Raw genomic sequence first — 12757 nt, forward strand, 5'->3', positions numbered from 1 at the left:
ATTAACATTTGATTTCCTGACAATTTGTAAATTTGAAAATCAAAAACGAAACCTATGAGAAAAATTATTGTAATGTTGGCTGCAGTATTAGCCAATTTTATGGTTGAGGCACAAGTAAAAACGCCACAATCAAGTCCGTTAGCAAAAGTTGAACAAGTTGTAGGACTAACTAACGTACAAGTTGAATATTCAAGACCAAGTGCAAAAGGAAGAACTGTTTATGGTGATTTAGTACCTTTTGGAAAAATGTGGAGAACAGGTGCGAATGCAAACACTACAATTACATTTAGTGAAGATGTACAAATTGCTGGAAAAGAATTAAAAAAAGGAAAATATGCCTTTTACACAACTCCAAAAGCAGACAGTTGGGACATTATTTTCTATTCTGACACAAACAATTGGGGCTTACCAGAAAGTTGGGACGAATCAAAAGTGGTTTTAAAATGTACAGTTAAACCAGAAACTTTGTCTAAACCTGTAGAATCATTATCAATTTTCTTAAACAATTTAACTAATGATTCAGGAGTAATTGAATTGGCTTGGGAAAGAACTATGGTGGCAATTCCATTTACAGTTCCTACACAAGATATTGCAATGAAAAGTATTGAAAAAACATTAGCAGGTCCTTCTGCAAATGATTATTTTTCTTCTGCTCAGTATTTTTATCAATCAAATGGCGACATGAATAAAGCGTTAACTTGGATCAATAATGCAATTGCTAATGCACCTAAAGATAGAGATGTTCCATTTTGGTATTTACGATTAAAATCATTAATTCAAGCTAAATTAGGAGATAAAAAAGGAGCTATAGCAACTGCAAAAGAGTCTTTAGCTTTATCTGTAAAAGCAGGAAATGCTGACTATGAAAAAATGAATAAAGACAGTATTGCTGAATGGTCTAAATAATTAGATTTAGTTTAAACACATAGAAAAAGCCTTGAAATTTTCTTTCAAGGCTTTTTTGTTTTCATAGCAAAATTTCCCTTTCTATTAGAAAGCTAACTTAACAGTTAATTCGAACTCATCATAAATAGTTTTATCTCCTAAGTCTGAGAAGAAACTTCCAGAACCATATTTGATATCGTATTTAGTTCTATCTACTTTTAATGTAGTTGAAGCCATATTTCCATTAACAGTTAATTCAAATTTGATTGGGTGAGTGATTCCTTTGATTGTTAAATCAGCAGTTACAGCATAAACACCATTACTTTTTTCTCCAATAGTTTTGAATACTAAAGTAGCTGTTGGGAATTTTTCAACACCAAAGAAATCGTCTGATTTTAAGTGTCCGTCTAAATTTGCTTTTCCTTTACCTTCTAAATCTGTTGTGTTGATAGTTGTCATATCAACAGTAAAGTTACCGTTTACTACTTTTTTACCTTTGAAAACTAAAGCACCTTCTTTTAATGTAATAGTACCTTCATGAGAACCTGTTACTTTTTTACCTACCCAATTGATAGTACTTTTTGTAACATCTACTTTTTTTGATTGTGCATTAACTGCAAACGATACGAAAGCTACTAAAGCTAAAGCGATTGATTTTAAATTTTTCATGTTTTAATTGTTTTTAATGTTAAGGGTTATTATTAAATTGTTGTAAATAATTCTTGTTTTGATTTTCTAACTTTTGCATAGTGTTGGGTTGCATCTTCTTCGTGTCTATACCCCACAGCCGCCACTAGTGAAGCGTTTAATCCTAATGCATTGAAACCTAAAATTTCGTTGTATTGTTCAGGTTCAAAACCTTCCATTGGTGTAACATCAATTTTTAACTCAGCTGCAGCATTCATTAAGTTAGCTAATGCTAAATATGTTTGTTTTGATGTCCAAACCGATTTTTTATCAACTGGAAGCGGTACAATTTTCGATTTCATAAAGTCAGCATATCCTTTTAAATCGGCTTCAGATAAACCTCTTGTGTTGGCAATATTTTGAATATATTCATCAATATGTTGGTCTTTTACATCCACAATATTAGCAAAAACCAATAGGTGAGAAGCATCTACAATTTGTGATTGTCCCCAAGAAGCTGGTTGTAATTTTGCTCTTACTTCAGGATTTTCGATTATGAATACTTTGTATAATTGTAAACCATAAGAAGAAGTACTCAATTGAATCGCTTCTTTCAAGGTTTCTAAATCAGCATCTGATACTTTTTTAGTAGCATCGAATTTTTTGGTAGCATAACGCCATTTTTGATTTTCTATAAAATTTGTCATAGTAATTTTTGGGTTTTTAATTTCTAAATTTTTCAAGCAATTCGTTTAATAATTCTAATTCTGCAACACTCAAATTCCTAGAAAAAGATTGCTCGTGAGCTTCTACTAAAGGATCCAATTGTAGTAAAAGTTCTAGACCTTTCTCCGTAATGGTAATTTCCATTTTGCGTCTGTTAATAGGGCAAACTTCTCTAATTACCAATTCTTTCAATAACAATTTGTCAACTAAACGTGTGGTGTTACTAGTTTTTGCAATCATGCGTTCTTGTATCATACACATATTAGCTGGTTTTCCTTTCTGACCTCTTAAGATGCGTAACACATTAAATTGCTCAGGCGAAAGGTCAAATGGTTTTAATATTTCATTAAACTTTTCCGAAATGACATTTTGAGTATACATTACGTTAAGTAATGTTTTCTTCTCCATGGCCATTGGCGAGTTAGGTTTTATGATGTCTTCTATTCTCATTTGATGTTGTAAAATTTGTATGTACAAATGTAGTAATAATTTTATTTGTATGTACAAATGTTTGATAAATTTTTGTTAAAGTTTTTAAAATGCATTTTTTGATAGTACTTTTGAAAAAAAAAAGATACGATGACAAACTTAGATCAAAACACGTGGTGGAGCCAGTTTTTGCAAGATGCAAATGGTGTAATAGTAGATGTACGAACTGATGATGAATTTAACGACGGACATATTCCGGGAGCCATTAATATTGACATATATAAAGGACAAGGTTTTATCTATAGAGTAGAAGAGTTAGATAAATCGAAAAATTATTATGTTTATTGTGCCGCTGGTGTACGTAGTTCAAATGCTTGTAACGCTATGGAACAATTAGGTTTTGAAAACACTTTTAATTTATTAGGTGGTTTTTCTAATTGGGAAGGACCAACAGAATAAAGAAATCCGCTGAAGAGCGGATTTTTTTGTTTTTGTGGGTACGGAATGCAATTCCGCGCTTATAGGTTTAATTTATTTAATTTTTTGAACCTTAAGAATAATTTCGGATTCTAATAACTTAAAAAAATACTCATTATTTTTAGTGAAAAATTCAAATCCTATAGTGGTGTAATTATCTTTATCAGTACCAACCATTATCTGATTTTTTTTCCTATTATATCGCCATTTATTTTTCTTAGTCATTTCCATAAGCATTAAAGCAAATTCACTCTTACTTTTTAATGTAATCTTAAATGAATTATTAAGTTCAAATTCAATAATTCCGTTATCAAAAGCTTGATTTATTTCCTTTATTTCTTTATTTTTTATATAATTAGTATTAGAATTTGGAATTACCTGCCATTTACCAATAAATGCATTTTCATTATTTGATTGTGAAAATGTAAAGTTAAATAACATTAAAAAGAATAAGATTTTTTTCATTGGATTAAATTGTATATTTTCTACAAATATATTGAAATGAATTGATGATGAATTACTGTGTTTAAGAAATAAAAAGGATTTGATTTTAAATGTAATTTATGAAATCAGTTTTATTGTGCTTTTGAAATATTATTGTTGTTTAATTTGATTTTTAAAGAAGTAAACCGTAATAAAATAAATAAATGGTGTCAAAATAATTTGAAATAAAATTACAGTAATTATGGGTAATAAAATTAATAATGCGTCATTTTTTAAAATTCCAACTGATGATAAAATTAGAAATAAAAATGTTCCTCCAATTCCATAAATAAGTATTGACTTTACATAAAAGAAGGGAAAGAGGATATAATTTGAATTAGTAATGATTTTACAAATAATTACGGGAGCTAAAGCACTCCTAAAATTATCTTCAATTCTTACTTCAAAATTATTATTGCTTAGTCTTTTAATTTCTAATTTATTACCGTTTTTAAGAGGTGTTATTTTTTTTTCTTTTATAGGAATATTTTTTAAATGTTTTATTATTTGCTTTTTGGTTTCTATATTATTTTCTTTTTTTCTTGTTTCTTCCTGAATGCGATTTTCATATTCTTTTTCGATTTTTTTAATTGCTTGCGAATTATTACCTCTTTTCTTTAAAATTAATATTGCGGCATATCTTGCATCCAATACAAAAATCTTAGAATTAAAAGCAATGTGTTCTAATTCTTTATCTGATTTAGATTCAAATTTTTCAATAAATCGATTTTTATGCATTTTATAATATTAATAATGGTTTTTTATCAAACAAAAAATCCGCTTTCCAGCGGATTCATTTATGTTAAGCGTTTTAATTTATTCTTATCTAAAAGTTTTATTTTCTTTCCAATCAACTCTATGTAATCGGATTTGTTTAATTCGGATAACAATCGGATACAACTTTCAGTAGCAGTACCAATCATTCCCGCTAATTCTTCTCTAGATAATTGAATGCGCAGAGTACCATCTTCGTTTTTACCAAATGTTTCTTCTAAGTAGATAAGCGTTTCGGCTAAGCGTTGTTTTACATTTTTTTGGGCCATGTTTACCATGTGGTCATCGGCTCCTTTTAAATCATCACAAATAGTTCGCATTACGTTCATAGAAAACTGATTGTTCTGAGTAAAAAATTGCATCACTTCGCTTTTAGGAATAAAACAAACTTCCATATCTTCTAAAGCTACTGCACTTAAATTGGCAGGCTCATCACTAATCATAGAACGTTGTCCTAATAATTCACCCGGTTTTACTAATTTTACGATTTGGTCTTTACCGTTTTCACTTAGTTTGGATAATTTACTAACGCCTTCTTTAACACAATAAATTCCATTAATCACTTCACCCTCTTCAAATATAGGTTCTCCTTTTTTAATTGTGTAAGAAGTTTTACACTCGGCCATTCTTAATAGTTCGTCTTTATTTAAAGCCTTTAACGAACTAAATTGCCTCACAATGCATTGCTCACATTTACCCATCTTAAGTAATGTTTAAAATTCTTCTACAAATATAAAAAAAGCATGACAATTATCATATTTTTTTATGCATACAATTACCAATTTTGTTTCAGGTAAAATGAGCAAATCTATGGACACAGAAAATTGTTTCCATTGTGGTAATGAAATTATAAAAAAAGACGAAATTGTATTCGATGAAAAGAAGTTTTGTTGCAATGGTTGTAAAACCGTTTACGAGATTTTTAGTCAAAACGATTTAACGTGTTATTACGACTTTCAGGCTTCACCCGGAGCCACTCCACAAGACATTCAGGGTAAATATGACTTTTTAGACAATGAAGAAATTAGTACTAAATTACTGGAATTCCAAGAGCGTACAACACATATTGTTTCACTCTACATTCCTCATATACACTGTAGTTCGTGTATTTGGATTCTGGAAAATCTACAAAAGCTTCAATCAGGAATAAGTGCTTCGCAAGTTAATTTTGGCGAAAAGAAAGTCCGAGTTACGTTCAATCCTGAACAGACTTCTTTAAAAGATATCGTGTACTTATTGAGTTCAATAGGTTACGAACCTTATATTTCGTTAGAAAATTTTGATGAAGGCAAGAAAAAAATCGATCGCACTTTAATCTATAAAATTGGAGTAGCGTTTTTCTGTTTTGGAAATATCATGTTGCTTTCGTTTCCCGAATATTTTGAAGTAGAAGAATATTGGATTGACCAATACCGCGGATTTTTCCGTTGGTTGATTTTCGGATTATCGCTTCCTACCTTTATTTATTCCGCTTCGGGTTATTATGTTTCGGCTTGGAAAAGTATGAAATCAGGCTTGTTGAATATTGATATTCCGATTGCTTTAGGAATTGTAGTGATGTTCGTAAGAAGTACGGTGGATATTTTTTTCGATTACGGTCAAGGTTTCTTTGATAGTATGGCAGGATTGATATTCTTTATGCTATTAGGAAAATTGTTCCAACAAAAAACCTACGATTTCCTATCATTTGAGCGCGATTATAAATCGTATTTCCCAATTGCAATTACAAAAGTGTTGCCAAACGGAGAAGAAGAATCGGTTCAAGTATATGATATTCAAAAAGGGGATAGGCTTTTAATTCGAAATCAAGAATTAATTCCGGTTGATGGGATATTAATTTCTGAAAAAGCTTCTATAGATTATAGCTTTGTTACAGGTGAAGCCGTTCCAATCGAGAAAAAATCAGGTGATAAAGTTTTCGCAGGTGGAAAACAAATGGGAAAAGTCATCGAAATGGAAGTGTTATTTTCAGTTTCCCAAAGTTACTTAACCCAATTATGGAGCAACGATGTTTTCCAAAAACGCGTAGAACAACAGCACAAGACTATTACTGATAAAATTAGTCGCTATTTTACACCTGTTTTATTACTATTAGCAGTCTTTTCTTTTGTGTATTGGATTTTTATTGATGTAACTACTGCTTTTAATGTTTTCACGGCGATATTAATTGTGGCTTGCCCTTGTGCCTTGGCATTAACGGCTCCGTTTACATTAGGAAATGTGTTACGAATATTAGGTAATCGAAAATTATACTTGAAAAATGCGTTGGTAGTCGAACAATTAGCCAAAGTAGATACTATCGTTTTCGATAAAACAGGAACGATTACAACCAATAAAAAAACCGCCATTACTTACGAAGGAACCGAACTAAATGTTTCCGAATTAAGACTATTGAAAAACGTTTTACGCGGTTCAAATCATCCATTAAGTAGAAGATTATACGATTTTATTCCGAATCAAGAAAAAGTAGAAACTTCAAGCTTTGAGGAAATTATTGGAAAAGGAATTTTCGCTGAAATCGAAGGAAATACAATAAAATTAGGTTCGTCACAATTCCTAAAAACCATGACCGAAAATACACATAAGAAAACGAAAGTACATGTGGAAATCAATGGCGTTTATAAAGGAAGTTATGTGTTTAATAATCAATATAGAAAAGGATTAGAAGAATTGTTTACTGATTTGAATAAACATTACAATTTGGTGGTTTTATCAGGCGATAATGATGGCGAAAGAAGAATTTTAGAAAAAATGTTACCAGCAAAAACGACCTTAGTTTTCAATCAAAAACCAGAACAAAAGTTACAATACATTGAACAATTGCAAAAAGAAGGCAAAAATGTAATGATGGTTGGCGATGGTTTAAATGATGCTGGAGCTTTAGCGCAAAGTAATTTAGGATTGTCTATTTCAGAAAACGTAAATGTATTTTCTCCAGCTTGTGATGGGATTTTAGATGCTTCACAGTTTGATAAAATTGCCTTTTTTATGCGCTACTCTAAAAATGCTATGAAAACCATTTACATGAGTTTTGGTCTTTCGTTACTTTATAATATTGTAGGATTAAGTTATGCAATAACAGGACAATTAGATCCAATTGTAGCGGCTATAATAATGCCATTGAGTACGATAACTATAGTAAGTTTTGTAACTATAATGACCAATATATTTGCCAACAAAAAGTAATTATTTAAGAAAATTTTAATACATGATAAAAGTCATGTTTTATAAAAACGAGTGGAAGTAACTTTGTTAACACAATTTAAGGTATGAGTGTCATTTATTTATTAATCACTATCAGTATAATAGTTGCCGTAGTATTTTTGATTGCTTTCATTAAAGCAGTTAAAAGTGGTCAGTATGATGACGATTATACACCATCGGTAAGAATGTTATTTGATGATGAAGTAGTGAAAAAAGAAAATCCTAACAAATTAATACAAACAGAAAAACAAAAATCAATCTAATTATGGAGAAGCAACAATTTTATTACGACAACAAAATTGTAAGGAATTTCCTCTACGCTAGTATAGTCTTTGGTGTAGTGGGGATGTTGGTGGGGCTTATTTTAGCTTTCCTATTTTTGTTTCCAAACTTAACCAGCGGCATTTCGTTTTTAAGTTTTGGACGCTTAAGACCTTTACACACCAATGCGGTAATCTTTGCCTTCGTTGGTAACGCCATGTTTGCAGGAGTTTATTACTCAATGCAACGTTTATTAAAGACTAGAATGTTGAGTGACTTTTTAAGTAAAGTTCACTTTTGGGGTTGGCAATTAATTATTGTTGCTGCAGCTATAACATTACCATTAGGATATTCTACTTCTAAAGAATATGCTGAATTAGAGTGGCCAATTGACATTGCAATTGCACTTATTTGGGTAGTGTTTGGTATCAACATGATTGGAACTATTATTAAAAGAAGAGAGCGTCATATTTATGTTGCTATTTGGTTTTACATCGCAACGTTTGTAACGGTTGCTGTACTTCATATTTTTAACAGTTTAGAATTACCAGTTTCATTATCAGGTATGAAATCATACTCGGTTTATGCGGGTGTTCAAGATGCGTTAGTTCAATGGTGGTACGGACACAATGCGGTGGCATTCTTCTTAACCACTCCATTCTTAGGTATGATGTATTACTTTGTGCCAAAAGTTGCTAATCGTCCAGTATATTCTTATCGATTATCAATTATTCACTTCTGGTCGTTGATTTTCATTTACATTTGGGCTGGGCCTCACCACTTATTATATTCTGCTTTACCAGATTGGGCTCAAAATTTAGGAGTTGTGTTCTCTGTAATGTTGATTGCACCATCTTGGGGAGGTATGATTAATGGTTTATTAACTTTAAGAGGAGTTTGGGATAAAGTTCGTACAGATGCAGTATTGAAATTCTTCGTAGTGGCAATTACTGGTTACGGTATGGCTACTTTTGAAGGTCCAATGTTATCATTGAAAAACGTTAATGCTATTGCCCACTTTACAGACTGGATTATTGCTCACGTTCACGTTGGAGCTTTAGCTTGGAATGGTTTCTTATCATTCGGTATGATTTATTGGTTAATCCCAAGAATGACAAAAACAAAATTATTCTCTGATAAATTAGCGAATTTCCATTTCTGGATTGGTACTTTAGGTATTATTTTATATGCACTTCCAATGTATGTGGCAGGATTTACTCAAGCTTCAATGTGGAAACAATTCAAACCAGATGGAGGCGCTTTACAATATGGTAACTTCCTTGAAACAGTAACGGAATTAATGCCAATGTATTGGATGCGTGCTGTAGGTGGAACATTGTATTTAGTTGGGGTAATTGTATTAGTTTACAATGTAATTAGAACAGTAAGACAAGGTTCTCCAGTAGAAAATGAATTAGCAGAAGCACCAGCTTTAGCTGTAATTTCTCCTAACCGTTTAAAAGGTGAAAAATTACACTCTTGGTTAGAAAGAAAACCAGTTCAATTCATGATTTTAACTACGGTTGCAATTTTAATTGGAGGTTTAATTCAAATTTTACCAACTATTTTAGTAAAATCTAATATTCCTGTAATTTCATCAGTAAAACCATATACACCATTAGAGTTACAAGGTAGAGATTTATATATCCGTGAAGGATGTGTGGGATGTCACTCACAAATGATTCGTCCGTTCCGTTCAGAAGTTGAGCGTTATGGAGATTATTCTAAAGCAGGTGAATTTGTTTACGATCATCCATTCTTATGGGGTTCTAAACGTACAGGACCAGATTTAGCAAGAGAAGGTGTTAAAGGAAAACCATTTAACGGAGGTAGAGATGATGTATGGCATTTTAACCATATGTATGATCCTCAAGGTTTAAATGAGAAATCAATTATGCCAAGATACCAATGGTTAATCAAAAATGAGTTAGATAATTCTACTATTCAGGATAAAATGAGAACTATGGTAAAATTAGGAGTTCCTTATACTGAAGATGATATTAATAATGCTCTTAAAAATATGGAAGTACAAGCTACTAAAATTGAAACTAATTTATTAGCTAATCCAGAAATTAAGAAATCATTTGGAAATGAAACAGCTTCTCCATTAAAAGATAGAGAAATTGTAGCTTTAATTGCTTACTTACAAAGATTAGGTACTGATACTCAAGTTAAAAAATAAAAGTTATGCTAAAGTTTATTAAACATAATTTAGAAACTATTACTGGAGTAGATATTTATCCAATCATTTCTTTGACAATTTTCTTTACTGCATTTGTATTGTTCACACTTTGGGCATTTACCTATAGTAAAGATAAAATTAAAGAAATTAGTGAAATGCCTTTGAACGACGAATAGTCATAATTATAACTAGCGAGAAACTATTACAACCATGTTTTCGTGTTATTTTGGTTAGTAACATGGTTGTTTAGATTCTCATAACATCAAAATTTTCAACAAATGAAAAAATTAATTCCATCATACGTAAGAGTTCCATTACTGTTTGCAGTAGTATTTGCAGCTTTGGAATATTTTATCGATTCAGGAGACAGGCCAGCTTTTATAAAGTTCCCTATGGTTGCTTTATTTTTAGGAGTGTTTCTATTTTTATTAATTGCAATTGAAATTGTAGTAGATGCAGTTGATAAAGTAACCTATCATTTATTAACAGATGAGCAAAAGAAGCAATTAGCAGAAGCACAATCTGTTTCTTTTACCGAAAGCAAATGGTACCAAAATATTGTTAGCAAATTAACTCGCTCAAAAGAAATGGAGAGTGAAGGTGAAATTATGTTAGACCATGACTACGATGGTATCAAAGAGTTAGACAATGTATTGCCGCCATGGTGGGTGTATTTATTTTATGTTACAATTATTTTTGCAGCTGTTTATTTAGTTCGTTTCCACATTGTAGGAGATTATAATCAAGCAGAAGAATTTAATAAAGAAGTTGAATTAGCAGAATTAGAAAAATCAAAATTACCTAAAGATCCTGCTGATGAAGTAAGTTATGAAACAGTAGTTGCTGTAACTGATGCTACAAGTTTAGCAAAAGGGAAAGAAATCTTTACGAATGCTTGTGCAGCTTGTCATAAAGCAGATGGTGGAGGTTTAGTAGGACCAAACTTAACCGATAAACATTGGATTAATGGTGGAGGTATTAAAAATATTTTCAAATTAATATCTGAAGGTAGTAAAAACAATCCTTCAATGGTAGCTTGGAAATCTAATTTATCTTCTAAAGATATTCAAAGTGTAGCAAGTTATATTTTAACATTACAAGGTACAAATCCACAAGGAGGAAAACCAGCAGAAGGGGAACTATGGGTTGAACCTGTAGAAACAGCACCAGCTGCTGAAGCAGTTGTAGATTCTACAAAAGTAGAAGCACCAGCAGAAAAATAAAATGTAAAAAAGGTTTTGGGAAATTCTCAAAACCTTTTTTAAACTAAAAATTGCAGAATTATGTCAAATTTAAATGACGAAAGTTTTAGAGATACCATTGCAACAATAAGTGCAGAAGGGAAAAGAAATTTTATTTATCCTAAAAAACCTTCTGGCCCTTTTTATGATAAGAGAAAATTAGTAAGCTATTTTCTTTTGGTTTTTTTAATTGCCTCTCCATTTGTCAAGGTAGGAGGAAATCAGTTCTTAATGTTTAATGTACTGGAAAGACGTTTTAGTATTTTCGGATTTGCATTTTGGCCACAGGATTTTCATTTGTTTGTAATTTCAATGATTGTTGGAGTAGTGGGGCTAACCTTATTTACAGTTGCATTTGGACGTATTTTTTGTGGTTGGTTTTGTCCTCAAACTATTTTTATGGAAATGGTTTTTAGACGTATCGAATATTGGATTGATGGAGACAGAGGAGCTCAAATGCGATTAGAAAGACAAAAATGGGATGCTGAAAAAATAAGAAAAAGAGTAACTAAATGGACTATCTTTTTTATTTTTTCATTCTTCATTGCCAATGTTTTCCTAGCGTATTTGATTAGCAGCGATGAACTTATCAAGATGATAACCGAAGGTCCTTCTAATAACTTAAGTACATTAATTGCTCTATTGATTTTTACTGGAGTTTTCTATTTCGTATTTGCATGGTTTAGAGAACAAGTATGTATTATTGCTTGTCCTTACGGAAGAATGCAAGGTGTTTTATTAGACAATAAATCAATTAATGTAACCTATGACCATGTAAGAGGAGAAGGCACAAACGGAAGAAAAAAATGGAGAAACGGTGAAGATAGAACCGCATTAGGTCATGGAGATTGTATCGATTGTAACCAATGTGTGGTAGTTTGTCCAACAGGAATTGATATTCGAAACGGAACTCAGTTAGAATGTATCAACTGTACCGCTTGTATCGATGAATGTGATACCGTTATGGAGAAAGTAGGATTACCAAAAGGATTAATCCGCTATGCAAGTGAAGATGAAATCGTTAAGAAAGAAAAGTTCAAGTTAACACTTCGAATGAAAGGTTACATCGCCGTTTTAACTTTGTTAGTAGGCGTTTTAATCGGAATGTTGTTCTTACGAAATGATGTAGAAGCCAATTTCTTACCAATGTCAGGGCAATTGTTCCAACACAACGGAGAAAACATTCGTAACTTCTATACGTATAAAATTGTCAATAAAACTGAACAGGAATTTGACCAAGTAACGGTTAAAATTGTCAATTACAAAGGAGAAATAAAATTAGTGGGAAGTCCAGTAATTAAGGTGCCAAAACAAGGTTTAGTAAGCGGAACATTATATATTGATATTCCAGAAAACTCATTACAAGAAGAAAAAGTTCATTTAAAATTGGAATTATATAATGGAGATAAATTGATTGAAGAAACATCAACTAATTTCCAAGGACCAAGAAACTTTAATTAAAAAAATA

14 protein-coding genes are annotated in these 12757 nt (G+C 31.3%); 8 read left to right on the forward strand and 6 right to left on the reverse strand.

The features are described 5' to 3' along the window. Window positions 1-54 precede the first annotated feature (54 nt). Window positions 55-906, forward strand: a complete 852-nt coding sequence (locus LOS86_RS05895; protein WP_231843693.1) for a DUF2911 domain-containing protein — start codon at window positions 55-57, stop codon at window positions 904-906. Between the two features lie 84 nt (window positions 907-990). Here LOS86_RS05895 and LOS86_RS05900 read toward each other — a convergent pair whose 3' ends face one another. Genes LOS86_RS05900 through LOS86_RS05910 form a run of 3 tightly spaced genes read right to left on the reverse strand, consistent with a single transcriptional unit; the run spans window position 991 to window position 2688 of the window. Next, window positions 991-1554, reverse strand: a complete 564-nt coding sequence (locus tag LOS86_RS05900) for a YceI family protein (RefSeq protein ID WP_231843694.1) — start codon at window positions 1552-1554, stop codon at window positions 991-993. 32 nt (window positions 1555-1586) lie between these two features. Continuing rightward, a complete protein-coding gene (locus LOS86_RS05905; RefSeq protein ID WP_231843695.1) occupies window positions 1587-2219 on the reverse strand; it encodes an NAD(P)H-dependent oxidoreductase in 633 nt (210 codons plus the stop codon). 16 nt (window positions 2220-2235) lie between these two features. Further along, window positions 2236-2688 (reverse strand): MarR family winged helix-turn-helix transcriptional regulator, encoded by a 453-nt coding sequence (locus LOS86_RS05910; RefSeq protein ID WP_231843696.1) that lies wholly within the window; start codon window positions 2686-2688, stop codon window positions 2236-2238. 129 nt (window positions 2689-2817) lie between these two features. On the opposite strand from LOS86_RS05910, the gene LOS86_RS05915 reads away from it, so the two are divergent. Further along, window positions 2818-3126 (forward strand): rhodanese-like domain-containing protein, encoded by a 309-nt coding sequence (locus tag LOS86_RS05915; protein WP_231843697.1) that lies wholly within the window; start codon window positions 2818-2820, stop codon window positions 3124-3126. Between the two features lie 72 nt (window positions 3127-3198). Here the strand turns inward: LOS86_RS05915 and LOS86_RS05920 are convergent, their stop codons facing one another. The 3 genes from LOS86_RS05920 to LOS86_RS05930 all read right to left on the reverse strand — a co-directional run bounded on the left by LOS86_RS05920 (window position 3199) and on the right by LOS86_RS05930 (window position 5102). Then, on the reverse strand, window positions 3199-3609 hold the full coding sequence (locus LOS86_RS05920; RefSeq protein ID WP_231843698.1) for a hypothetical protein: 411 nt from the start codon (window positions 3607-3609) through the stop codon (window positions 3199-3201). 129 nt (window positions 3610-3738) lie between these two features. Beyond that, the gene (locus LOS86_RS05925) at window positions 3739-4365 is read right to left on the reverse strand and encodes a hypothetical protein (protein WP_231843699.1); all 627 of its coding nucleotides are present in this window, start codon (window positions 4363-4365) and stop codon (window positions 3739-3741) included. Between the two features lie 59 nt (window positions 4366-4424). Further along, on the reverse strand, window positions 4425-5102 hold the full coding sequence (locus tag LOS86_RS05930; RefSeq protein WP_231843700.1) for a Crp/Fnr family transcriptional regulator: 678 nt from the start codon (window positions 5100-5102) through the stop codon (window positions 4425-4427). A gap of 109 nt (window positions 5103-5211) precedes the next feature. On the opposite strand from LOS86_RS05930, the gene LOS86_RS05935 reads away from it, so the two are divergent. The 6 genes from LOS86_RS05935 to ccoG all read left to right on the forward strand — a co-directional run bounded on the left by LOS86_RS05935 (window position 5212) and on the right by ccoG (window position 12750). Beyond that, complete coding sequence (locus LOS86_RS05935; protein WP_231843917.1) at window positions 5212-7587, forward strand: heavy metal translocating P-type ATPase; 2376 nt, start codon at window positions 5212-5214, stop codon at window positions 7585-7587. Window positions 7588-7670: 83 nt separating this feature from the next. Continuing rightward, window positions 7671-7868, forward strand: coding sequence for a cbb3-type cytochrome oxidase assembly protein CcoS (gene ccoS, locus LOS86_RS05940; RefSeq protein WP_231843701.1), 198 nt, complete (start codon window positions 7671-7673; stop codon window positions 7866-7868). 2 nt (window positions 7869-7870) lie between these two features. Next, the gene (gene ccoN, locus LOS86_RS05945; RefSeq protein ID WP_231843702.1) at window positions 7871-10048 is read left to right on the forward strand and encodes a cytochrome-c oxidase, cbb3-type subunit I; all 2178 of its coding nucleotides are present in this window, start codon (window positions 7871-7873) and stop codon (window positions 10046-10048) included. A 5-nt stretch (window positions 10049-10053) separates the two neighbouring features. Further along, window positions 10054-10224 carry a CcoQ/FixQ family Cbb3-type cytochrome c oxidase assembly chaperone gene (locus tag LOS86_RS05950; RefSeq protein ID WP_231843703.1) on the forward strand — a complete coding sequence of 57 codons (171 nt, stop codon included), beginning with the start codon at window positions 10054-10056 and terminating at the stop codon, window positions 10222-10224. A gap of 102 nt (window positions 10225-10326) precedes the next feature. Next, entirely contained in the window at window positions 10327-11271 is a 945-nt protein-coding gene (locus tag LOS86_RS05955) for a cbb3-type cytochrome c oxidase N-terminal domain-containing protein (RefSeq protein ID WP_231843704.1), read from the forward strand. A gap of 60 nt (window positions 11272-11331) precedes the next feature. Then, entirely contained in the window at window positions 11332-12750 is a 1419-nt protein-coding gene (ccoG, locus tag LOS86_RS05960; RefSeq protein WP_231843705.1) for a cytochrome c oxidase accessory protein CcoG, read from the forward strand. The last annotated feature ends 7 nt before the right edge of the window (window positions 12751-12757 follow it).

Origin of the sequence: Flavobacterium cyclinae (assembly GCF_021172145.1) — a bacterium.
GTDB lineage: Bacteria > Bacteroidota > Bacteroidia > Flavobacteriales > Flavobacteriaceae > Flavobacterium > Flavobacterium cyclinae.

Excerpts from the sequence above, each read along its gene's own strand:
- ccoN (WP_231843702.1), top strand. The coding sequence starts at position 7,871 with ATGGAGAAGCAACAATTTTATTACGACAACAAAATTGTAAGGAATTTC.
- LOS86_RS05915 (WP_231843697.1), top strand. The coding sequence starts at position 2,818 with ATGACAAACTTAGATCAAAACACGTGGTGGAGCCAGTTTTTGCAAGAT.
- LOS86_RS05910 (WP_231843696.1), bottom strand. The coding sequence starts at position 2,688 with ATGAGAATAGAAGACATCATAAAACCTAACTCGCCAATGGCCATGGAG.
- LOS86_RS05905 (WP_231843695.1), bottom strand. The coding sequence starts at position 2,219 with ATGACAAATTTTATAGAAAATCAAAAATGGCGTTATGCTACCAAAAAA.
- LOS86_RS05900 (WP_231843694.1), bottom strand. The coding sequence starts at position 1,554 with ATGAAAAATTTAAAATCAATCGCTTTAGCTTTAGTAGCTTTCGTATCG.
- LOS86_RS05955 (WP_231843704.1), top strand. The coding sequence starts at position 10,327 with ATGAAAAAATTAATTCCATCATACGTAAGAGTTCCATTACTGTTTGCA.
- ccoG (WP_231843705.1), top strand. The coding sequence starts at position 11,332 with ATGTCAAATTTAAATGACGAAAGTTTTAGAGATACCATTGCAACAATA.
- ccoS (WP_231843701.1), top strand. The coding sequence starts at position 7,671 with ATGAGTGTCATTTATTTATTAATCACTATCAGTATAATAGTTGCCGTA.
- LOS86_RS05895 (WP_231843693.1), top strand. The coding sequence starts at position 55 with ATGAGAAAAATTATTGTAATGTTGGCTGCAGTATTAGCCAATTTTATG.
- LOS86_RS05925 (WP_231843699.1), bottom strand. The coding sequence starts at position 4,365 with ATGCATAAAAATCGATTTATTGAAAAATTTGAATCTAAATCAGATAAA.
- LOS86_RS05950 (WP_231843703.1), top strand. The coding sequence starts at position 10,054 with ATGCTAAAGTTTATTAAACATAATTTAGAAACTATTACTGGAGTAGAT.
- LOS86_RS05935 (WP_231843917.1), top strand. The coding sequence starts at position 5,212 with ATGGACACAGAAAATTGTTTCCATTGTGGTAATGAAATTATAAAAAAA.
- LOS86_RS05930 (WP_231843700.1), bottom strand. The coding sequence starts at position 5,102 with ATGGGTAAATGTGAGCAATGCATTGTGAGGCAATTTAGTTCGTTAAAG.
- LOS86_RS05920 (WP_231843698.1), bottom strand. The coding sequence starts at position 3,609 with ATGAAAAAAATCTTATTCTTTTTAATGTTATTTAACTTTACATTTTCA.